Raw genomic sequence first — 20333 nt, forward strand, 5'->3', positions numbered from 1 at the left:
GAGGCGGCTGAGCTCTCTCGCAGCACGTTCTATTACCAGATCAATGCCTTGGCCCATCCCGACGGGGGCGAGGAGGAACTGCGTGAGCGCATCCGCTCGATCTACGACAAGCACCAAGGGCGCTACGGCTACCGCCGCATAACGCTGGAGCTGGCCAATCAGGGCGAAGCCATCAACCACAAGCGGGTGCAGCGGCTGATGACCGAACTGGGCCTGCGCTCGCGGGTACGCATCAAGCGCTATCGCGCGTTCAAGGGAGCGGCCAATGTCGTGGTTCCCAACGACCTGGGCCGCCAGTTTGAGGCTGAGATGCCCAATCGCAAGTGGGTGACCGATGTAACCGAGTTCAAGGTGCAGGGCATGAAGCTCTATCTTTCGCCGATCATGGACCTCTACAACGGCGAAATCGTGGCATACCAGATGAAGCGCCGGCCCGTGTTTGACCTGGTGGGTGAAATGCTGGACCAAGCGATCAGGAGGCTTTCACCGGAAGATCGTCCGATGATCCACTCCGACCAAGGCTGGCACTACCAGCACGAAAACTACCGCCACAAGCTCGAAAAGCACTCGCTGAAACAGAGCATGTCCCGGCGTGGCAACTGCCTGGACAACGCGGCCATGGAAAGCTTCTTCGGGACCCTGAAGTCGGAATTTTTCTACCTGAACACCTTTGACAGCATCGATAGCCTGGAAGCTGGGCTGGTGGAGTACATCCGGTACTACAACGAGAATCGTATCCGCTTGAAACTAAAGGGCTTGAGCCCCGTACAGTACCGGGAGCAGGCCGCGCTGGCCGCCTGATCCCCCACCTGTCCAACTTCAGGGGGTCACTTCATGGATCGGACCAACGCAATTCCGTGCTGACCCAATGGCTGCACCACTACAACTGGCACCGTCCCCATATGGGGATCGGCGGCCAGCCACCTATCTCCAGAGTGCCGCTGAATAACGTAGTGGGTTTACACAACTAACAGTCGACTTTACCCACCCCCAGCCACGAGGGGCTGCGCCGTTGGCCGATAACCCTTCAGTCGTCCGCAGACACCGTCCGCCCCGACGCCCATTCGCGCAATGCCGCCACCTGTTCGGCCATCAGCACCGACAACGGGCGCGTGGCCCGCAGCTCGGTCATCAGCAACTCGGTATCCAGCGGACGGCCCTCGGCATGTGCCGAATACAGGCCGGCCACGATCGCCTGCTCGATTTCGGCACCGGAGAACCCGTTCGCGGCCGCGGCCAGCGCCGGCAATGCGAAATCATCGGGATTCAACTGGCGCCGGCCCAGGTGCAGGCGCAGCAGTTCCACGCGCACATCCGGCGCGGGCAGGTCGACGAAGAAGATCTCGTCGAAACGGCCCTTGCGCAGCAGCTCGGCCGGCAGTTCGTGCACCTGGTTGGCGGTGGCCACGATGAACACCGGGGCCTTGCGCTCGGCCATCCAGGTCAGCAGGTAGCCCAGCACGCGGCGCGACACGCCGCCATCTTCGCCGCCACTGGCCAGGCCCTTCTCGATTTCATCCATCCACAGCACGCACGGCGCCAGCTGCTCGGCCGAGGCCAGCGCCTGGCGCAGGTTGGCCTCGGTTTCGCCGTGGTACTTGTTGTACAGCGCGCCCACGTCCAGGCGCAGCAGCGGCACGCCGAAGCCGGCGGCGGTGGCCTTGGCCAGCATCGACTTGCCGCAGCCCTGCACGCCCAGCAGCAGCATGCCGCGCGGCGGGTCCAGCCCGGCCGGGGCAGACCCGGCAATGAAGGCCACCCGGCGCTGGTTGATCCAGCGCTTGAGCCGGTTGGCACCGGCCACGTCGCCGAAGCGCGCGCTGTCGTGTTCGAAGAACAGATGGCCGCTGCGGTTCAGCAGCTCGAACTTCAGCCGCGCCAGCTGCGGCAGGTCGTCGTCGCGCAGCGCGCCGTCGGCGTAGATCAGCTGCCGGGCAATGCGCCGCGCATCGACCAGGCTCAGCCCCTGCAGGTTCTTCAGGATCTTCTTCACCGCCTCGCTGTCTACTTCCACGCGGCGGCCGCCGTGTTCGCGGGCGTAGGCATCGGCCTCTTCGCGCAGCATCTTCAGCAGTGCGTTGGCGTCGGGCAGGCGCGGGTTGAAGCGCACCGCCAGCGCTTCCAGCTCGGCCGGTAGTTCCACCTTCGCACCGATCAGCACCAGCACGTGCGGCTGGCTGTGGCGGCGCTGGATCAGGTCGCGCAACGCGCGCTGGTGGCTGGCATAGCCCAGGTAGGGGTGGAAATCGAGCAGCAGGTAGATGCCGCGCTGTTCGGCCTGGCGGATCATCTGCAGCGCCGCACTGGCATCCGGCGGCCCCACGGCCTCGTCCTCGCGTTCCAGGTCGATGCGGCGCAGGCCCTCGGTGATGGACCAGCGGTGCAGGGCGCGCCAGACGTGCATCAGCGTCTGCCGGAACAGTTCCACGATGCGACCCTCATCCTGGGTCTCGATCACGATCAGGGGCGTGTTGGCGCGGATCAGCGCGCTCAGGTCCTGCAGTTCGCTCATGCGGGTTCGATCCTTCGGGGGCGCCACGATAGCAAAGGCCGGGGCCGGGGTTCAGCACAGCGCTACCTTCCGTCACGGGCGCCGGTGTACGCTCGGGGCACTTACCCGGAAGCGAGGCTGGCATGAAGACGATCCTGGTGGCCGGTTCCAAGGGCGGGGTGGGCAAGACCACCGTCGCCACCCACCTGGCCGCATACGCGGCATTGCAGGGCAGGGCCACGGTGATCGCCGATGCCGACCCGCAGGGCTCCAGCACGCGCTGGGCCCAGCGCCGGGCCGGGCTGGAAAGCGCGGTGCTGCCGATCGACGTGTATCGCAAGAAGCAGTGGGCGCAGAAGCTGCCCGACGGCACCGATACCGTCATCATCGACGCCCCGGCCGGCGCGCTGGCCGACGATATCCCCCATTTCCTGGACGCCGCCGATGCCGTGGTGGTGCCGGTGCTGCCCTCGGCGCTGGACATCGAAGCCATCGTCGGCTTCCTCAACAGCCTGGCCGGCAACCCGCGCGTACACAGCCGCAAGCTGCCGGTGGGGCTGGTGCTGAACCGTACCAAGCCGTGGACCCAGACCTCGCAGCAGGCCTTGCAGATGTTGGCCGAATGGCCCTACCCGGTAGTCACGCAGCTGCGCGACAGCCAGAGTTATGTGGTCATGACCGGCCTGGGCCGCAGTCTGTTCGACTACCGTTCGGCGCAGGTGCGCGAGCACCAGGCCGACTGGGAGCCGCTGCTGGCCTGGCTGAAGCTGTAAGGCTGGTGTTCTTCCTTCCTGTGTCACTCCCGTAGGCCAATGGAAAACTGCAATGCGTGAACTGATCCTGCTGCGCCATGCCCATGCCGAACCGGCCACCCCTGGCCAGGCTGACCTTGACCGGCCGTTGTCGCCGGTGGGGCTGGCCGAGGCCGAAGCCGCCGGCAAGTGGCTGAAGGACAACAACCTGCTGCCCGACTGTGTGCTGTGCTCGCCGGCGCGGCGCACCCGCGAAACGCTGGAGGCGGTGATGGCGGCCATCGGCTATGTCGAAAAGCGCCTGGAAGACAGTGTCTACGAGGCCACCCCCGGCACCCTGGCGGCGCTGGTGGATGACCGCCGCGACCTGGACCGGCTGCTGATCGTCGGCCACAACCCGGGCCTGGAACGGCTGGTGGCGCTGATGACCGAGGGCACCAGCAGCGACTACCGGGGCATGCCGCCGGCGGGCGTGGCGGTGCTGGGCTTCCCCCGCGAGGCCAGCATCGAGCCCGGTGTGGCCAGCCTGAACGCGTTCTGGTGGCCGTGAAGCCATGAGCCTGGCGTTGCCGGGCCGCTGCCTGCTGGCCTGGCTGCTGCTCCCCGGCGTAGCCTGGGCCGGAGTGCCGGCGCCCTCCACCCCCACCTCCCTGCCGCCGGTGGTGAGCGAAGCCCGGCGCACGATGCAGCTGGACCTGGAACGCTCGCAGATCGGCTTCGAAGTGCGATCGCGGCTGGGCCAGCGCATCGAAGGGGTGTTTCCGCACTTCGAAGGGCGGGTGGACGTGCTGTCCGACGGTCGCCACCAGGTGCACCTGAAGATGTTCACCCGCACCGTGGAAATTCCCGGCAAGGAACGCTACACCGGCTGGATGCGCGGGCCGGAATTCTTCGATGCCGGGCGCTATCCCTTCGTCGAATTCGACTCGCTGCCGTACTGGCCGGAAACGGTGGAGCGTGGCGGTGAGATCCAGGGCCGGCTGACCCTGCGCGGCGTCAGCCATCCTGAATCGCTGCAGGTCGAGAAGGCGGAATGTGGCCGACCCGGCTATGATTGCGATGTCGTCAGCCGCGGTACCGTGCAACGAGGCCGGTACGGTATGGACAGCTGGCAGCTTGCCTTGAGTGACCGAGTGACTTTCGTATTGCGCGCGCGCCTGAGCGAGGCGTCCAAACCGTGAATTTCCTGTTGCGCGTGGTAGCGCTGGCAACGGTGTTGCTGGGCAGCGGGTGTGCGTCGTTGTCGCACGCCCAGCGTGACCGTGCCGAAGCCATCGCCGTGCAGGCGCGCTCGGCCCAGGTCGATTGCCAGCGCGCCGACCGCTGCGCGCAGGATTCACCGCTGCGCGCCCTGGCCGGCCGTGCCTTCAGCGAATCCACCGATACCCAGCCGCGGCACTACGCCACCTTGCTGGATGAGGGCGAAGGTGCGCTGGTGGCGCGCCTGAACCTGATGCGCAGCGCCACCCGCAGCATCGACCTGCAGACCTACATCTTCGACAAGGACGACAGTGCGCGCCTGGTCATCGACGAACTGCTGGCCGCTGCCCGGCGCGGGGTGAAGGTGCGGGTGCTGATCGACCAGCTGTCGGCCATCTCCGACCTGCAGATCCTGGGCGCGCTGTCCGGCGCCCACCAGAACTTCCAGCTGCGGGTGTACAACCCGACCTTCGGCAAGGCGCGGCTGAATTACTTCGATTACGCCGGCAGCGTGCTGTGCTGCTTCCGCCGCTTCAACCAGCGCATGCACAACAAGCTGCTGGTGATCGACGATGCCATCGGTGTGGTGGGCGGGCGCAACTACCAGGACGACTATTACGACTGGGACCGCGAATACAACTTCCGCGACCGCGATGTGCTGATTGCCGGCCCCGAAGCGCGCGCCATGGCCGCCAACTTCGATGCGTTCTGGCGTGCCCCGCGCAGCGTGCCGGCCGAGCGCCTGAACGATGTCGGCCGCACCCTGCTCAACGAGGGCGTGCCGGCGCTGCCGCCCGCGCAGTTCCGCCGCCCCGAACGGGTGGAGCGGGTCAGCGAGGAGGCCAACGACCAGGGCTTCATCACCCGCAGCTTCGTGGACACCGCACTACCGGTGGCCTCGGTGCGCTACGTGGCCGACCTGCCGCGCAAGCACCGCCGCGAGCGTGCCGACGCGCCCCTGGCCGGCCAGCACGTGACCGAACCGCAGCTGGACAGCCTGATTGCCGGTGCGCAGAAGGAAGTGATCCTGCAGACCCCATACCTGGTGCTGTCCAAGCCGGCGCAGGCGCTGTTCCGCGACCTGCGCAAGCGGCCCGAACCGCCGCGCATCGTGGTGTCCAGCAACAGCCTGGCGGCCACCGACAACCCCATCGTCTATGCGCTGTCGTACAAGTACAAGCGGCGCAACATGCGCGAACTGGGCTTCAACATCTTCGAATACAAGCCGTTCCCGCTGGATGCGCCGGTGGACTACCGCAACCTGCTGCCTGACCCGATTGCCGGCACGGGCAGCGAGGCGGGTGGGCGCAGCAGCCTGATCGGTGGCAGCGCGGCTGGCAGCAATGCCGGCGGCAACGATGCGCCGCCTGCGCCGCAGGTGGACAGCGAGCCAGTGCGCCGGGTCAACCCGCGGCTGGGCAGTGCCTACGAAAACGGCCGTGCGCGCCGTCGCGCCGCCGGCAGCGAGGTGGAAACCCGCCTGCTGCGTACCGAAACACGCCCCTCGTTCCTGGGCAGCAAGGCCGTGAACAAACCCCTGCCCGTGACCCGCAAGGGCGCGCGCATGGGCCTGCACGCCAAGTCGCTGGTGGTCGACCGCCGCATCGGCGTGGTCGGTACCCACAACTTCGACCCGCGCAGCGAGAACTACAACACCGAAGGCGCGGTGATCATCGACGATCCGGTGTTCGCCGAACAGCTGGCGCAGAGCATCCTGCGCGACACCCACCCGCAGAACGCGTGGACGGTGGCGCCGCGCACCAAGCCGCCGGTGTTGTCCGGGCTGAACTACAGCGTGGGCAAGGCCTCCGAAGCCTTGCCGATCCTCGATTTCTGGCCGTGGCGCTATGCCACCGACTACGAGTTCCAGCCCGGCCCCGACTGCCCGCAGCCGTTGCCGCGGCAGAGCCCGGATTTCCATACGTGTTATGTGGCCGTGGGCGACTTCCCGGAAGTCAACGTCGGCCCGAAGTGGTTGCTGGTGCGCATGCTGACCGCATTCGGCGCCGGTCTCGTTCCCATTCTCTGAAGGTGCCCCATGCCGCAGGTGTTCCGCGAAGCCGTCTCGATCGACCAGCTCAATGCGCTCAGCCGCAACACCGCCATCCAGTCACTGGGCATCGTCTTCAGCGCCGCGGGTGAGGACTGGCTGCAGGCCACCATGCCGGTGGACGAACGCACCCGCCAGCCATACGGCATCCTGCACGGTGGCGCCTCGGTAGTGCTGGCCGAAACCCTGGGCAGCAGCGCCGGCAACCTGTGCGTGGATACCGCCAAGCAGATCTGCGTGGGCCTGGAAATCAACGCCAACCACGTGCGCGCGGTGCGCTCGGGCACGGTCACTGGCACGGCGCGTGCGCTGCACGTGGGCCGCAGCACCCAGCTGTGGGAAATCCGCATTGAAGACGAGCAGGGCAAGCTGGTGTGTGTGTCCCGCCTGACCCTGGCGGTGGTTGCAGCAGGCCACGGCTGAGCCCGGTGGCCGCGGTGCCTTCCAGTGCAGCCTTGCCGCTGCGCATCGTGTCCAGCGGCGCCTGGCTGCCGCGCCGGCGCATCGCCTCGACCGTGTTCGACCAGCGCTGGAACAAACCGGCGGGCTGGGTCGAACGCCACAGTGGCGTGGCCAGCCGCGCCCATGCCGAGGTCGACGAGCGTGCCTCGTGGATGGGCGCGCAGGCCGCGCGCGATGCGCTGCAGCGGGCCGGGCTGGGGTTGGGCGACATCGACTGCATCATTTCCGCGTGCGGGGTGATGGAACAGGCCATTCCCTGTCAGGCCGTGCTGATCCAGCGGGCGCTGGGGCTGGGCGACAGCGGTGTGCCTTCTTTCGATGTGAATGCCACCTGCCTGGGCTTCGTGGTGGCGCTGGAACTGGCCGGCAGCCTGCTGGCGCTGCAGCGCTACCGGCGCGTGCTGATCGTGTGCAGTGATATTCCCAGTGCCGGGCTCGACCCCGATGACCCGTTGACCGCGCCGTTGTTCGGCGATGGCGCCGTGGCGGTGCTGGTCGAACGTGCCAGCGACGACCAGGCATCGGCCCTGCTGGCCACGCGCCTGCGCAGTTACGGCGATGGCGCCGCGTTGTGCCAGGTGCCGACCTGCGGCACCGGCATGCGCCTGCACGATGCGCCCGAGGCCTACCGCGCTGCGCACTACTTCCAGATGCAGGGCCGCGCGCTGTACCGCGAGGCGGCGCGGCGCCTTCCTGGTTTCCTGCAGGACCTGCTGGCCAGCGCCGGCATCAACCTGCAGGGCTGCGATGTGATCGTGCCGCACCAGGCCAGCGGCCAGGCCCTGGACCACCTGCAGCGCGTGCTGGGCCTGCCGCCGCAGCGGCTGGTGCGCATCCTGGCCGAGCACGGCAACCAGTTGGCGGCATCGCTGCCGATGGCCCTGCACCAGGCCCTGCTCGATGGCCGCCTGGTGCGCGGCGGGCACGCCCTGCTGATTGGTACCGGAGCCGGCCTGGCCCTGGGCGGCGCGGTGCTGCGCTACTGATGGCGCGCGTCCTGGTCACCGGCGCCAGCGGTTTCATCGGCCAGCACGTGGCACGCGCGTTGGCCCGCGACGGCTGGCAGGTACGCGCCAGCGGCCGCGATCTGGCCCGCCTGCAGCCGCTTGCACTGGAGGGCATCGAAGCCTGGCCCGGCGATCTGGCGCAGGCGCCGTTGCAGCCCCTGCTGCAGGGCTGCCAGGCCGTGGTGCACTGCGCGGCGTTGTCCCAGCCGTGGGGCCCGGCGGCAGACTTCCAGCGTGCCAATGTGCTGGCCACCCAGCGCCTGCTGCAGGCCGCACAGGCCGCCGGCGTGGACCGCTTCGTCCACCTGGGCTCGCCCAGCATCTATTTCCGCTTCGCCGACCAGTACAACGTGGGCGAAGCGTTCCAGCCGCCGGCGCGCTGGATCACCGACTACGCACGCAGCAAGTGGGAATCGGAACTGGCCGTGGCCAGCGCCGCAGGGCAGGGCCTGCACACGGTGGTGCTGCGCCCGCGCGCGGTGTTCGGGCCAGGCGACCGCGCCATCCTGCCGCGCCTGCTGGCCGTGGCCGCCGCTGGCCGCTTCCCGTTGATCCATGCGGGGCGCGCGATGATCGACGTGACCCCGGTCGACGATGCCGTGCAGGCCGTGCGCTGCGCCCTGCGCGCCGGCCACGCATGCGCCGGCCGCGCCTACAACATCAGCGCCGGCGAACCGGTGGCCGTACGCGCGCTGGTGCAGGGGCTGTTCCAGGCCATGGGCCTGCAGGTGCAGTTGCGCAATGTGCCGCGCTGCGTGGCGCTGGCTGCCGCCGGCGTCGCCGAGACACTGGCCCGGCTGCGCCCGGGCTGTCCCGAACCACGCCTGACCCGCTACGGCGTGGGCGTGCTGGGCTATTCGCAGACCCTGGATATCAGCGCCGCACGGCGTGATCTGGGCTACCAGCCGCAGGTGGGCGTGCAGGCCGCATTGCAGCAGTTCGCCAACCACTGGCACCGCAGCGGAGGGCGCGATGCTGCGCTTTGAGTGGGAACTGCTGGAAGCGGGCCACTGCGTGCACCGGCAGCGGGCGGTGCGCCAGGGGGCCAGCTGGCATCGCTGCGAATTCCCCGCGCTGGTGGCACTGCTGCGCCACCCGCAGCGCGGCTACCTGTTGTTCGACACCGGCTATTCCGACGCCTTCCTGCAGGCCACTGCGCGCTTTCCCGAGCGCCTGTACCGGTGGGTTACGCCGGTGCACCTGGCCCCCGGCCAGAGCGTGCGCGCACAACTGCAGCAGCGTGGCATCGGCACCGATCAGATCCACCAGGTGGTGCTGTCGCACCTGCATGGCGACCACGTTGGTGGCGTACTCGATTTTCCCGGCGTGCCGCTGCTGTGTTCGCGCGCCGCCTGGCAGGACCAGGCCGCACGCGGCCGCCTGCGCGCGCTCAGCGTGGGCCTGCTGCCCGCACTGACCCGCGATGCCGCCCCGCGCATGCGCTGGCTGGAAGAACTGCCGGAAGTGGACCTGCCGGCTGCGTTCGCCGCCTTCGGCCAGGGGCGCGACGTGCTGGGCGATGGCAGCCTGCTGGCAGTACCGCTGCCCGGCCACGCGGTGGGCCAGCACGGGCTGCTGTTCGAAGGGGCCGATGGCCGCCCGGTGTTCCTGGTGGCCGACGCGGCGTGGTCCAGTGGCGCCATCGCCGATGGCGTGCCGCCGCCACGCCTGGTCACGGCGCTGCTGGGCCACACCGGCGCCTACCGGCAGACCCTGCAGCGCCTGCAGCACGTCGGCCGGCAGGTGGATGAGCTGCAGCTGGTGCCCGCGCATTGCGGGCAGTGGCGCCCACGCACCCCCCGGTAGAGTCGAGCTTGCTCGACTGCTCCTGGCGCGAAATCAACCGCCGTCGAGCAAGCTCGACGCTACGGGGCCCCGAGGAACGGTCGATCAAGCTCCACCCCACCGCCATACGGCGCCGTCAACAGGACACCGTGTTCCTGCCCATGGCCCCCGTCAATAGGACTTATGGCCGAAATCGGCTGGCAGCGATGGCAGCCCTCCGGTATCGTTCGCGGATGACTTCCCCCACTCCGGCCCCCCGCGGCGGCGTGGCGCGTGTGTGCCGTTACCTGTACCGCGTACCGCTGCTGTTGGTCCATATCTTCGTGTTCCTGCCGCTGACCCTGATCGGCATGCTTCCGCCGTGGGCCGATATCCGTGTCGGCCAGGTCCGGCTGGGCGCCAAGGTGGTGAACCTGTGGCAGGGCGGGCTGATGTGGATCTTCGGCTTCCGCCTGTCACGGGTGGGCGAGCCGTTGCCCGGCGCCGTGCTGTTCGTCGCCAACCACGTCAGCTGGGTCGATATCAGCATCCTGCACAGCCAGCGCATGATGGGCTTCGTGGCCAAGCGCGAAATCGCCAGTTGGCCGGTGGTGGGTTGGCTGGCCGCGCGTGGCCAGACCATCTTCCACCAGCGCGGCAACACCGAATCGCTCGGTGGCGTGATGCAGGTGATGGCCGAGCGCCTGCGCGAAGGCAAGGGCGTGGGTGTGTTCCCGGAAGGGCGTACCCGTGGCGGCCACGAAGTGGGCCCGTTCCATGCGCGCATCTTCCAGGCCGCGGTCGAAACCGGCGTGCCGGTGCAGCCGGTGGCGCTGATCTACGGCGCGCACGGCAACGCGCAGACCATCGTGGCATTCGGCCCCGGCGAAAGTTTCTTCGCCAACTTCCTGCGCCTGCTGGGTGAACCGGCGCGGCGCGCGGAAGTTCACTTCCTGGCCCCGATCGGGGCGCAGGACCTGGAAGGCCGCCGGCGCATCGCCGAAACCTCGCGCGCGCGCATCGTCGCGGCCATGGAAACGGCGTAAGGCGGCGGTGGCCATAGACCCGCCACCGTCCCTGTCGGCTGTACCGCCGATGCTCACTGCGGCCGATTACCAGCCGCCGCGCTGGCTGCGCAACCCGCACCTGCAGTCCATGCTCAGTTCCAGCCGCATGCGCCTGCAGCGCGGCCTGCTGCTGCTGGCCGCCACCGGTGCGGTCAGTGAAGAACTGATCCTGGACGGCGGCGATGGCGTGCGGCTGCAGGGCTGGCACAACTACATCGAAGGGCGCGAGCCCAAGGGCATGGCCCTGCTGCTGCACGGCTGGGAAGGCAGCGCCGAATCCAGCTACATGCGCATGGCGGCCGCGCGCATGATCGAAGAAGGGTTCGACGTGGTGCGGCTGAACTTCCGCGACCACGGCAACACCCACCACCTCAATCCCGGCATTTTCCATTCCAACCGCATCGACGAAGTGGTGCAGGCCACCGGCGATATCGCGCGGCGCTGGCCGGGGCTGCCGCTGGTGGCGGCCGGCTATTCGCTGGGCGGCAACTTCGTGCTGCGGCTGGCCCTGCGCGCGCCCGCCGCCGGCGTGCCGCTGCTGCAGGTGGCCTCGGTCTGCCCGGTGCTGGACCCGGCCTTGACCATGGAAAGCATCGAGAACGGCCCGGCCATGTACGACTGGTACTTCCGCCGCAAGTGGGCCGGCTCGCTGCGCCGCAAGCGCGATCTGTTCCCCGAACTGAGCGACTGCGACGACCGCGTGCTGAAGCTGGACATCCGCGCGCTCACCGCCTGGCTGGTGGAACGGCATACCGATTTCGGCTCGCTGCAGGCCTATTTCGACGGCTATTCCATTGCCGGCGATCGCCTGTCCACACTGCAGGTGCCGGCCGATATCCTGATGGCCCAGGACGATCCGGTCATTCCGTACTCCACCTTCGGCAACTGGCAGTTGCCGCAGCAGGCACGGCTGGAAACCGCGTGCTGGGGTGGCCACTGCGGGTTCCTGGAAAACTGGCGTGGCGATGGCTTCTCCGAACGCTGGGTGGCCCAGCGCCTGCGCCGGGTACTGGGCGGCTGAACCGGCAGCACCGCGCGGCCCGCTACAATGCGGGTTTGCACTTGAACCGGACCGCCATGCAAGACCAGATCATCCAGGCGCTGCGCCAGAACCAGGCCGACCAGGCCGTGCAGCTGGCCCAGGCGTGGACCCACGACGAACCGGGCCAGGCCCAGGCCCACCGCTGGCTGGCGCTTGCGCTGCAGCAGCAGGGCCAGCCGCAGGCCGCGCTGGACGCGCTGCAGCAGGCACTGCAACTGGCCCCCGACGACGCCCAGTTGCACCTGCAGCAGGCCGGGCTGCTGCTGGCCCTGCGCCAGTTCGACGGTGTTGACGATGCGCTGCTGCGCACCACCGACCTGAACCCGAACGCGTTCCCGGCCTATCTGATGCAGGCCCACCTGGCCATCAGCCGCAACGACTTCGATGAAGCGCAGCGCCTGTCCACCCTGGCCGGCCGGCTGGAGCCGGATCATCCGGAACTGCTGACCATCGACGGCATGGTGGCCCTGCGCCGCGGCGATGCCGACCGCGCGCTGGCCCTGCTGTCGGCCGCGGGCCAGGCCCTGCCGGATGACCCGCGCGTGCTGTACGCACTCGGCTTTGCCTACCTGGGCAAGGACATGCTGGCCTTCGCCGAACAGGCCTTCCGCCGCGTGCTGGTGTTGAACCCGGCCATCACCTCGCTGCATGGCCTGGTGGTGCAGCTGGCGCTGCGCCAGGGCAACCTGGACGCCGCCGCCGAGGCCATACAGGTCGCCCTGCAGCAGCCGTCGCTGGACGTGCCGCCGATGCGCCGGCTGGCCGGTGAACTGTCGCTGCGCAGCGGCCAGCCGCTGCAGGCACTGGAACACCTGCTGCCGCTGCTGGATTCCCAGCCCGAAGACCGCCAGGTGCTGCAGCTGCTGCTGATGGCCTGGCAGCGACTGGGCCGCGAGGAAGAAGCGCGCGCACGCCTGGATGCGGTGCTGGAGGCGAACGCTTCCCTGCACGACCCGTGGCTGGCCCGCCTGGCCGTGGAAGAAGTGGGCAGTGATGCCGCCGTGGCCGTGGTCGAGCGCTGGATCGCCGCCATGCCTGCGCACCTGCCGGCACTGGAAGCGCGCATGCGCCTGCACGACATGGCCGGCCAGCACGCCGAGGCCGAAGCCGTGGCCGAACGCATCGTGGCGCTGGAACCGGGCCGGGTGAGTGCGGAAACCCGCCTGATCGATGGCCTGATGCAGCGCGACCCCGACGCCGCCATTGCCCGTGTGCAGGCGCTGATCGGCCAGGCAGGCGAGGGCGCGCAGAGCGACCTGCGTACCTGGCTGGGCGAAGTACAGGACCGCGCCGGCAAGCCGGCCGATGCCCTGCGCACCTGGCTGGCCCTGCAGACCGAGCAGGCCCCGCAGCGCCTGCCGCTGCCGCCGCAGGCCAAGGCGCCGCCCAGCTGGCCGGCGCTGGCCGAGATTGACGAGGCAACGCGCCAGAGCGGTTCGGCGCCGATCTTCCTGTGGGGCGCACCGGGTTCGGGCGTGGAACGGGTTGCCACGGGTCTGGCGGCCGCCAGCCCGGTGCTGCGCAGCGATCGCTACACCAACACCCCGCCCGACGATGCCTTCCAGAACTACCACACCCTGCAGGACCTGGCGTCGGGCGTGCTGACCCCGGAACGCTTGGTGCAGCGCTGGCGCGAGCAGTTGCCGGCGCGTGGCGTGGAAGATGACACCATCATCGACTGGTTGCTGTGGTGGGACAACGCGCTGCTGTGGTCGCTGCGCCCGCAGTTGCCGCAGGGCCGCCTGCTGGTGGTGCTGCGCGACCCGCGCGACATGCTGCTGGACTGGGTGGCCTACGGCTCGGCCGCGCCGCTGGCGATGACCTCGCTGGCCGAGGCCGCCGAGTGGCTGGCGCGTGCGCTGGCCCAGGTGGCCAGCCTGCATGAGGACGATCTGTATCCGCACGTGCTGCTGCGCATCGATGCCATCGGCAATGACCCGCGCGCGATGGCGGCCATGCTGGAACAGTTGTTCGAGCGGCCGATGCCGGTGGCCCCGCAGCTGGGTGCACCGCGCCTCCCGCCGGGCCACTGGCGCGCCTACCGCGACGTGATGAGTGCCGCCTTCGCCCAGCTCACCCCGGTCGCGGTGCGCCTGGGTTACCCGGAAGAATAAGGAGAGCCTGATGCAACTGAGCAGCCACAGCCTGGTCAACGGCGCCCCGGTGCCGAGCGAATTCGCCGCCGGCGATGCGAACGGTTTTGCGCCGGACCGCAACCCGCACCTGGCCTGGAGCGAGGTGCCCGCCGGCACCCGTTCGTTCCTGCTGGTGTGCGTGGATCCGGATGTTCCCACCGTGCCGGAAACCGTCGGCCGCAGCGACATGACCGTGCCGCGCGACCAGCCGCGCTGCGATTTCGTGCATTGGGTGATGGCCGATATTCCGGCCGATGTGCACGAGATCGCCGCGGGCAGCTGCAGCGATGGCTTCGTGGTGAAGGGCAAGACCGCGCCCACCGGCCCGGTCGGCAGCCGCCAGGGCGTGAACGATTTCACCGGCTGGTTTGCCGGCAATCCGGACATGGCCGGCGATTACCTGGGCTACGACGGCCCGTACCCGCCGTTCAACGACGAGCGCGTGCATCGCTACTTCTTCCGTGTGTTTGCCCTGGACGTGGCCAGCCTGGACCTGCCGCAGCGCTTTACCGCGGCCGACGCCTACCGCGCCATGCACGGCCACGTGCTGGCCGAAGCCGCGCTGCACGGCACCTACACGCTGAACCCCGCGCTGTAAGCCCGACCGCGCCGTCGTAGAGTCGAGCTTGCTCGACTTGGCCCTCTGTAGAGTCGAGCCATGCTCGACTCGGCCCCTTGTAGAGTCGAGCCATGCTCGACTGCATGAGAAGCAGTCGAGCAAGCTCGACTCTACCCAGCAGCAGTCGAGCAAGCTCGACTCTACCCAGCAGCAGTCGAGCAAGCTCGACTCTACCCAGCAGCAGTCGAGCAAGCTCGACTCTACCCAGCAGCAGTCGAGCAAGCTCGACTCTACCAAGCAGCAGTCGAGCAAGCTCGACGCTACCAAGCAGCAGTCGAGCAAGCTCGACGCTACTTACTTCTTCTCGATGGCCGACTCGACCACCATGTCCAGCACATACGCCTGCGACGGTGCATCGGCCGGCGGGTTCTTCACTGCGTAGCGCTTCACCCGCACCACGTTGCGCACGCCGTCTTCATGGGTGTAGCCCTCGATGTTGCCGTAGAAGTTCTCGAACGCGCCCGGGGTGCCCTGCTTCAGGCCCTTGTCGTCGAACTTCACTTCGCGCACCTGCAGGCACTGGTAGTCCGGAATCAGCGGGTGCGAGCACTTGGCGGTCTTCGCTGCCACTTCCAGGAACACCGTTTCGCCCGGCCCGCCGTAGCGCGTTTCCGCGGTGGGTTCGGCCGCGAACACCAGCACATCGCCCTTGGCGGTGGTCAGGGTCAGGCTGCCGTCGGCACCCTGGGCGGTCTTCAGTTCACCCTGCAGGCGGCTCGACACGGCTTCATCCAGCGCCATCACCGCAGCGTCGGTGCAGGCCATCTGGGTCGATGCCATCGGGCTGATCGTCAGCGTGCCCTCGGCCAGGGTGTAGCTGCCGCCCATGCGGTTGCAGGTGTTGCTGATCGACACGCGGCCGTCGGCGAAATCCAGGGTGACCGGCGCGTCGCTGCGTGCGAACAGTGCATCGATGCGTGCGCCGTCGGCGCCAGTGGCCTGCTGCAGGCGCCAGTGCTGGCTCTGCAGGCGCTGCGCATCCAGATGGGCCACGGCCTTCTGGTCGCCGGCCTTGGCGGCCGCCGGGGCCAGGTCATCGCCGCCGGTGCCGGCCGGTGCGGTGGTCGGGGTCTGGCTGCAGGCGGCCAGCAGGGCCAGCGGCAGGAGCAGGGTAACGGTGCGCTTCATGGTGGATCTCCTTGGGAACCCGGATGCAAACGGATCACGGCCGGGCAGGGGGTTGGCCTGCCCCGGCGCCGTTCAGCTGCCGGACGGCAACCACAGCAGCAGCGCCGCGCCCAGCGCAATGCGATAGAGCGCGAACGCGGTGAAGCGGTGCGACTTGATATAGCCCAGCAGCCACTTCACTACGACGAAGCCGGTGATGACCGCGGCAACGAAGGCCACGCCCACGTCGGTCCAGTTCTCGCTGGCCAGCTTGCCTTCCTTGGCCAGTTCCAGGAACGCGTAGGCACTGGCGGCGAACATGGTGGGAATGCCCACCAGGAAGACGAATTCAGCGGCGGCCGCGCGCCGGCTCAGGCCCAGCAGCATGGCCAGGAAGATGGCCGATGCCGAACGCGAGGTGCCGGGGAACACGCCGGCCACCACCTGCGCCAGGCCCACGCCGATGGCCACGGTCCAGGTCACCTGGTCGCGGTCGGGCAGGCGCGTGGTGTAGGCCTCCACCAGCAGCATCCAGATGCCACCGATGATCAGCGCCCAGGCCACCGGGCTGACCGTTTCCGGCAGCTCCCAGCCCAGCATGCGCACCGGCAGGCCTACCACCGCGGTCACCAGGAACGCGGCGCCCAGCTTGAACACGTAGTCGCGGTTCTCGCGCTGGCCCAGGCCGGTGGCCAGTTGCCACAGGCGCTGGCGGAACACCAGCACTACCGCCACGATCGCGCCGGCCTGGATGATGATGTTGAAGAAATCCGAGCGCGGGCCCAGCCAGTGCTGGGCGATCAGCAGGTGGCCGGTGCTGGAGATCGGCAGGAATTCGGTCAGGCCTTCGAGGATGCCCAGCAGCAGGGCGGAGAGCAGGTCGTACATGGGCAGGGCAGGCACGTTCGGTGGCGGGAACAAGCCCGAGAGAATAGACCATCCCTGCCGCACCAAACGGGTGCGCGCGGGCGGCCGTGCACCCCTTTGGTGCGACCGGTCGTGCACCCCGCTGGGGCGTGCCATTGCAAATCAAGCAGTTGCGGCTACGAAAAAGTTGGCACGGTCATTGCTCTACCTCAGCAGGCATTCATTCCCACCCGAGGTCGTACCGATGTCCGTGGAAAACGTTGAGAAGCTGATCAAGGACAACCAGATCGAATTCGTCGATCTGCGTTTCGTGGATATGCGTGGCGTCGAACAGCACGTCACCTTCCCGGTCAGCATCGTCGAGCCGTCGCTGTTCGAAGAGGGCAAGATGTTCGACGGCAGCTCCATCGCTGGCTGGAAGGGCATCAACGAATCGGACATGGTCCTGCTGCCGGACCCGGCCAGCGCCTATGTCGATCCGTTCTACGCCGATCCGACCATCGTGATCAGCTGCGACATCCTCGACCCGGCCACCATGCAGCCGTACGGCCGCTGCCCGCGCGGCATCGCCAAGCGCGCCGAGGCCTACCTGAAGTCGTCGGGCATCGCCGAATCGGCGTTCTTCGGCCCGGAGCCGGAATTCTTCATCTTCGACGCCGTGCGTTTTGCCAATGAAATGGGCAACACCTTCTTCAAGGTGGAATCGGAAGAAGCGGCCTGGAACAGCGGCGCCAAGTACGACGGCACCAACAGCGGCTACCGCCCCGGCGTGAAGGGTGGCTACTTCCCCGTGCCGCCGACCGACTCGCTGCACGACCTGCGCGCTGAAATGTGCAAGACGCTGGAACAGGTCGGCATTGAAGTGGAAGTGCAGCACCACGAAGTGGCCACCGCCGGCCAGTGCGAAATCGGCACCAAGTTCAGCACCCTGGTGCAGAAGGCCGACGAACTGCTGCGCATGAAGTACGTCATCAAGAACGTGGCGCACCGCAATGGCAAGACCGTCACCTTCATGCCCAAGCCGATCGTCGGCGACAACGGCAGCGGCATGCATGTGCACCAGTCGCTGTCCAAGGGCGGCACCAACCTGTTCTCCGGCGACGGCTACGGCGGCCTGAGCCAGCTGGCGCTGTGGTACATCGGCGGCATCTTCAAGCACGCCAAGGCCATCAACGCCTTCGCCAACTCGGGCACCAACAGCTACAAGCGCCTGGTGCCGGGCTTCGAAGCCCCGGTCATGCTGGCCTACTCGGCCCGCAACCGTTCGGCCTCGTGCCGCATTCCGTGGGTGTCCAACCCGAAGGCGCGCCGTATTGAAATGCGCTTCCCCGATCCGATCCAGTCGGGCTACCTGACCTTCACTGCGCTGATGATGGCCGGACTGGACGGCATCAAGAACCAGATCGACCCGGGCGCACCGAGCGACAAGGATCTGTACGACCTGCCGCCGGAAGAAGAGAAGCTGATCCCGCAGGTCTGCTCCTCGCTGGACCAGGCGCTGGAAGCGCTGGACAAGGACCGCGAGTTCCTGAAGGCCGGCGGCGTGATGAGCGATGACTTCATCGACGGCTACATCGCGCTGAAGATGCAGGAAGTGACCAAGTTCCGCGCGGCCACCCACCCGCTGGAATACCAGATGTACTACGCCAACTGATTGGGCGGCGATGGCGGCGGGTACCCCTCCCACCCGTCGCCATCGCCTCCGATCTTCGCGGCTGGGGAGCCGCGTGGCGGGCCCCGTGCCCGCCTTGGTAGAGCGGACCGTTGGTCCGCTGATCCAGGGGCAAGAGAGACCGGACACGCGACATGGGCCGCCCTCCCTCCCGCGTCGGCCGTGCAAGGAGAGAGGCACGGCCGTCCCGGCCCCGTCCGTGTCCGGTGCAACAGCCACGGCCATCGCATCGATGGCCCGTGGTTGCCTGATGCCACCGCGCAACCGCGCCGTGGCCCCATCCACCATCGGGACATGCGCATGAAACTGATCTCCGCCATCATCCGACCGTTCAAGCTCGACGAGGTCCGCGAGGCCCTTTCCGACGCTGGCGTGTCTGGCATCACCGTGACCGAAGTGAAAGGCTTCGGCCGCCAGAAGGGCCACACCGAGCTGTATCGCGGCGCCGAGTACGTCGTCGATTTCCTGCCCAAGATCAAGATCGAAACCGTGGTCACCGACGAGCGTGCCGAAGCGGTGATCGAAGCGATCCAGAGTTCGGCAGGCACCGGCAAGATCGGCGACGGCAAGATCTTCGTCACCGCCGTCGAGCAGGTCATCCGTATCCGCACCGGCGAAATCGGCGCCGACGCGCTGTAAGCCCCCTTCCGGAGATTCCCCCATGAAGATGCGCCTTCTCGCCGGGTGGCAAGCCCGGTTCCATCTGGTGTGCCTGTTGATGCTGCTCAGCGCTCTGGCCGCTGGCGTCTGGCCGGGCGCTGCCCATGCCCAAGCCCAGGTCACCCCGCTGGCCAATGAAACCGTGGCCGTTGAACCGCTGCAGGCCCCAGCTGCGGCCGCACCGGTGGCCGCTGAAGCGGCTGCGCCGGCGTTCGACCACGGCGACGTGGCCTGGATGCTCACTTCCACCCTGCTGGTGCTGCTGATGGTGGTGCCGGGCCTGGCCCTGTTCTACGGCGGCCTGGTGCGTTCGAAGAACGTGCTGTCGGTGCTCAGCCAGATCCTGGTGGTGTTCTCGCTGGTGCTGCTGCTGTGGGTGGCCTACGGCTACAGCGCGGTGTTCAGCGCAGGCAACCCGTTCTTCGGTTCGTTCACCGAATTTGCCTTCCTGAAGGGCTTCACCCCGGATTCGGTCGGCAACACGCCCATCAAGGGCCTGCCCGATTACCTGTTCGTTGCCTTCCAGTCCACCTTTGCCGGCATCACCACCGCCCTGATCGTCGGCGCCTTCGCCGAACGCATCAAGTTCCGCGCGGTGCTGCTGTTCTCGGCACTGTGGTTCACCCTCAGCTACATCCCGATGGCGCACATCGTCTGGGGTGGTGGCTACCTGGGTGAAATGGGCGCGATCGATTTCGCCGGTGGCACCGTGGTGCACATCAACGCCGGCGTGGCCGGCCTGGTGGGCGCGTGGTTCCTGGGCAAGCGCCTGGGCTACGGGCAGACCGCGCTGAAGCCGCACAACGTGCCGTTCACCTATATCGGCGCGATGCTGCTGTGGGTGGGCTGGTTCGGCTTCAACGCCGGTTCCGCCGCTGCCGCCGACACCGTCGCCTCGCTGGCCTTCCTCAACACCGTGCTGGCCACTGCGGCGGCGGTGCTGGGCTGGACTCTGGTGGAGGCCATCACCAAGGGCAAGCCGTCGGCACTGGGCGCAGCGTCGGGTGCAGTCGCCGGCCTGGTCGGCATCACCCCGGCCTGCGGCACCGTCGGCCCGCTCGGCGCGATCGTGATCGGCTTCGTGGCCGGCGTGGTCTGCGTGTGGGGCGTTACCGGCCTGAAGCGCCTGCTGAAGGTGGACGACACCGCCGATGTGTTCGGTGTGCACGGCGTGGGCGGCATCGTCGGCGCCATCCTTACCGGTGTGTTCAGCGCGCAGTCGCTGGGCGGTACCAAGGCCGATCTGGATATCGGCCACCAGGTGTGGGTGCAGGTGGTCAGCGTTGGCCTCACCGTGGTCTGGTCGGCGGTGGTGACCGCGGCCATCCTGCTGCTGGTGAAGGTGGTCGTGGGCCTGCGCGTGACCGAAGAGGCCGAGCGTACCGGCCTGGATGTCACCTCGCATGGTGAATCGGCCTACGAGGCCTGATGCAATGGC

At 68.1% G+C, this 20333-nt stretch carries 19 protein-coding genes and 1 pseudogene; 17 read left to right on the forward strand and 3 right to left on the reverse strand.

The window, feature by feature from the left end; all coding sequences use genetic code 11:
- A partial coding sequence (locus C1930_RS00705; protein WP_108770848.1) for an IS3 family transposase occupies positions 1-801 on the forward strand: 801 nt, incomplete at its 5' end.
- A 38-nt stretch (positions 802-839) separates the two neighbouring features.
- A pseudogene (locus C1930_RS00710) lies at positions 840-971 on the forward strand (integrase core domain-containing protein); the annotation flags it as partial.
- Between the two features lie 56 nt (positions 972-1027).
- On the opposite strand, the gene C1930_RS00715 reads toward C1930_RS00710, so the two are convergent.
- Positions 1028-2512, reverse strand: a complete 1485-nt coding sequence (locus C1930_RS00715; protein WP_108755042.1) for an AAA family ATPase — start codon at positions 2510-2512, stop codon at positions 1028-1030.
- Between the two features lie 122 nt (positions 2513-2634).
- Here C1930_RS00715 and C1930_RS00720 point away from each other — a divergent pair, with 122 nt between their 5' ends.
- From C1930_RS00720 to C1930_RS00775, 12 genes are all read left to right on the forward strand, one after another.
- Positions 2635-3264: a ParA family protein gene (locus C1930_RS00720; protein WP_108748017.1), complete on the forward strand. Its 630-nt coding sequence runs from the start codon at positions 2635-2637 to the stop codon at positions 3262-3264.
- A gap of 52 nt (positions 3265-3316) precedes the next feature.
- Entirely contained in the window at positions 3317-3793 is a 477-nt protein-coding gene (locus C1930_RS00725; RefSeq protein WP_108748018.1) for a histidine phosphatase family protein, read from the forward strand.
- Between the two features lie 4 nt (positions 3794-3797).
- Positions 3798-4424 carry a YceI family protein gene (locus C1930_RS00730; RefSeq protein ID WP_108770849.1) on the forward strand — a complete coding sequence of 209 codons (627 nt, stop codon included), beginning with the start codon at positions 3798-3800 and terminating at the stop codon, positions 4422-4424.
- Positions 4421-6472, forward strand: a complete 2052-nt coding sequence (locus tag C1930_RS00735; protein ID WP_108770850.1) for a phospholipase D family protein — start codon at positions 4421-4423, stop codon at positions 6470-6472. Before C1930_RS00730 ends, C1930_RS00735 begins: the two co-directional genes overlap by 4 nt.
- A 9-nt stretch (positions 6473-6481) precedes the next feature.
- The gene (locus C1930_RS00740) at positions 6482-6916 is read left to right on the forward strand and encodes a hotdog fold thioesterase (RefSeq protein WP_108748021.1); all 435 of its coding nucleotides are present in this window, start codon (positions 6482-6484) and stop codon (positions 6914-6916) included.
- A 5-nt stretch (positions 6917-6921) separates the two neighbouring features.
- Positions 6922-7941, forward strand: a complete 1020-nt coding sequence (locus C1930_RS00745) for a 3-oxoacyl-[acyl-carrier-protein] synthase III C-terminal domain-containing protein (RefSeq protein ID WP_108770851.1) — start codon at positions 6922-6924, stop codon at positions 7939-7941.
- A complete protein-coding gene (locus C1930_RS00750) occupies positions 7941-8948 on the forward strand; it encodes an NAD-dependent epimerase/dehydratase family protein (protein WP_108770852.1) in 1008 nt (335 codons plus the stop codon). The genes C1930_RS00745 and C1930_RS00750 overlap by 1 nt, the downstream gene beginning before the upstream one ends.
- On the forward strand, positions 8935-9768 hold the full coding sequence (locus C1930_RS00755; RefSeq protein ID WP_108770853.1) for an MBL fold metallo-hydrolase: 834 nt from the start codon (positions 8935-8937) through the stop codon (positions 9766-9768). The genes C1930_RS00750 and C1930_RS00755 overlap by 14 nt, the downstream gene beginning before the upstream one ends.
- 212 nt (positions 9769-9980) lie before the next feature.
- Positions 9981-10772, forward strand: coding sequence for a lysophospholipid acyltransferase family protein (locus C1930_RS00760; RefSeq protein WP_108748025.1), 792 nt, complete (start codon positions 9981-9983; stop codon positions 10770-10772).
- Positions 10773-10779: 7 nt separating this feature from the next.
- A complete protein-coding gene (locus C1930_RS00765; protein ID WP_108751775.1) occupies positions 10780-11814 on the forward strand; it encodes an alpha/beta fold hydrolase in 1035 nt (344 codons plus the stop codon).
- Between the two features lie 56 nt (positions 11815-11870).
- On the forward strand, positions 11871-13949 hold the full coding sequence (locus tag C1930_RS00770; protein WP_108770854.1) for a tetratricopeptide repeat protein: 2079 nt from the start codon (positions 11871-11873) through the stop codon (positions 13947-13949).
- 10 nt (positions 13950-13959) lie between these two features.
- A complete protein-coding gene (locus tag C1930_RS00775; RefSeq protein ID WP_108770855.1) occupies positions 13960-14568 on the forward strand; it encodes a YbhB/YbcL family Raf kinase inhibitor-like protein in 609 nt (202 codons plus the stop codon).
- A gap of 315 nt (positions 14569-14883) precedes the next feature.
- Here the strand turns inward: C1930_RS00775 and C1930_RS00785 are convergent, their stop codons facing one another.
- Both C1930_RS00785 and C1930_RS00790 read right to left on the reverse strand, forming a co-directional pair.
- On the reverse strand, positions 14884-15717 hold the full coding sequence (locus C1930_RS00785; protein WP_108770857.1) for an META and DUF4377 domain-containing protein: 834 nt from the start codon (positions 15715-15717) through the stop codon (positions 14884-14886).
- A gap of 72 nt (positions 15718-15789) precedes the next feature.
- Complete coding sequence (locus tag C1930_RS00790; protein WP_108770858.1) at positions 15790-16584, reverse strand: undecaprenyl-diphosphate phosphatase; 795 nt, start codon at positions 16582-16584, stop codon at positions 15790-15792.
- 223 nt (positions 16585-16807) lie between these two features.
- Between C1930_RS00790 and glnA the strand changes: the two genes are divergently transcribed.
- The 3 genes from glnA to amt all read left to right on the forward strand — a co-directional run bounded on the left by glnA (position 16808) and on the right by amt (position 20324).
- Positions 16808-18217 carry a type I glutamate--ammonia ligase gene (gene glnA, locus C1930_RS00795; protein ID WP_108751779.1) on the forward strand — a complete coding sequence of 470 codons (1410 nt, stop codon included), beginning with the start codon at positions 16808-16810 and terminating at the stop codon, positions 18215-18217.
- Between the two features lie 318 nt (positions 18218-18535).
- Positions 18536-18874: a P-II family nitrogen regulator gene (locus C1930_RS00800; protein WP_164275288.1), complete on the forward strand. Its 339-nt coding sequence runs from the start codon at positions 18536-18538 to the stop codon at positions 18872-18874.
- A gap of 22 nt (positions 18875-18896) precedes the next feature.
- Complete coding sequence (gene amt / locus C1930_RS00805; RefSeq protein ID WP_108755051.1) at positions 18897-20324, forward strand: ammonium transporter; 1428 nt, start codon at positions 18897-18899, stop codon at positions 20322-20324.
- Positions 20325-20333: the final 9 nt, after the last annotated feature.

It is taken from the genome of Stenotrophomonas sp. SAU14A_NAIMI4_8 (assembly GCF_003086695.1).
In the GTDB taxonomy this organism is placed as follows: Bacteria; Pseudomonadota; Gammaproteobacteria; order Xanthomonadales; family Xanthomonadaceae; genus Stenotrophomonas.

What these genes read in the sequence shown, in the direction of transcription:
- C1930_RS00715 (WP_108755042.1), bottom strand. Translation starts at nt 2,512, where the DNA reads ATGAGCGAACTGCAGGACCTGAGCGCGCTGATCCGCGCCAACACGCCC.
- C1930_RS00720 (WP_108748017.1), top strand. Translation starts at nt 2,635, where the DNA reads ATGAAGACGATCCTGGTGGCCGGTTCCAAGGGCGGGGTGGGCAAGACC.
- C1930_RS00725 (WP_108748018.1), top strand. Translation starts at nt 3,317, where the DNA reads ATGCGTGAACTGATCCTGCTGCGCCATGCCCATGCCGAACCGGCCACC.
- C1930_RS00730 (WP_108770849.1), top strand. Translation starts at nt 3,798, where the DNA reads ATGAGCCTGGCGTTGCCGGGCCGCTGCCTGCTGGCCTGGCTGCTGCTC.
- C1930_RS00740 (WP_108748021.1), top strand. Translation starts at nt 6,482, where the DNA reads ATGCCGCAGGTGTTCCGCGAAGCCGTCTCGATCGACCAGCTCAATGCG.
- C1930_RS00750 (WP_108770852.1), top strand. Translation starts at nt 7,941, where the DNA reads ATGGCGCGCGTCCTGGTCACCGGCGCCAGCGGTTTCATCGGCCAGCAC.
- C1930_RS00755 (WP_108770853.1), top strand. Translation starts at nt 8,935, where the DNA reads ATGCTGCGCTTTGAGTGGGAACTGCTGGAAGCGGGCCACTGCGTGCAC.
- C1930_RS00760 (WP_108748025.1), top strand. Translation starts at nt 9,981, where the DNA reads ATGACTTCCCCCACTCCGGCCCCCCGCGGCGGCGTGGCGCGTGTGTGC.
- C1930_RS00770 (WP_108770854.1), top strand. Translation starts at nt 11,871, where the DNA reads ATGCAAGACCAGATCATCCAGGCGCTGCGCCAGAACCAGGCCGACCAG.
- C1930_RS00775 (WP_108770855.1), top strand. Translation starts at nt 13,960, where the DNA reads ATGCAACTGAGCAGCCACAGCCTGGTCAACGGCGCCCCGGTGCCGAGC.
- C1930_RS00785 (WP_108770857.1), bottom strand. Translation starts at nt 15,717, where the DNA reads ATGAAGCGCACCGTTACCCTGCTCCTGCCGCTGGCCCTGCTGGCCGCC.
- C1930_RS00790 (WP_108770858.1), bottom strand. Translation starts at nt 16,584, where the DNA reads ATGTACGACCTGCTCTCCGCCCTGCTGCTGGGCATCCTCGAAGGCCTG.
- glnA (WP_108751779.1), top strand. Translation starts at nt 16,808, where the DNA reads ATGTCCGTGGAAAACGTTGAGAAGCTGATCAAGGACAACCAGATCGAA.
- C1930_RS00800 (WP_164275288.1), top strand. Translation starts at nt 18,536, where the DNA reads ATGAAACTGATCTCCGCCATCATCCGACCGTTCAAGCTCGACGAGGTC.
- amt (WP_108755051.1), top strand. Translation starts at nt 18,897, where the DNA reads ATGAAGATGCGCCTTCTCGCCGGGTGGCAAGCCCGGTTCCATCTGGTG.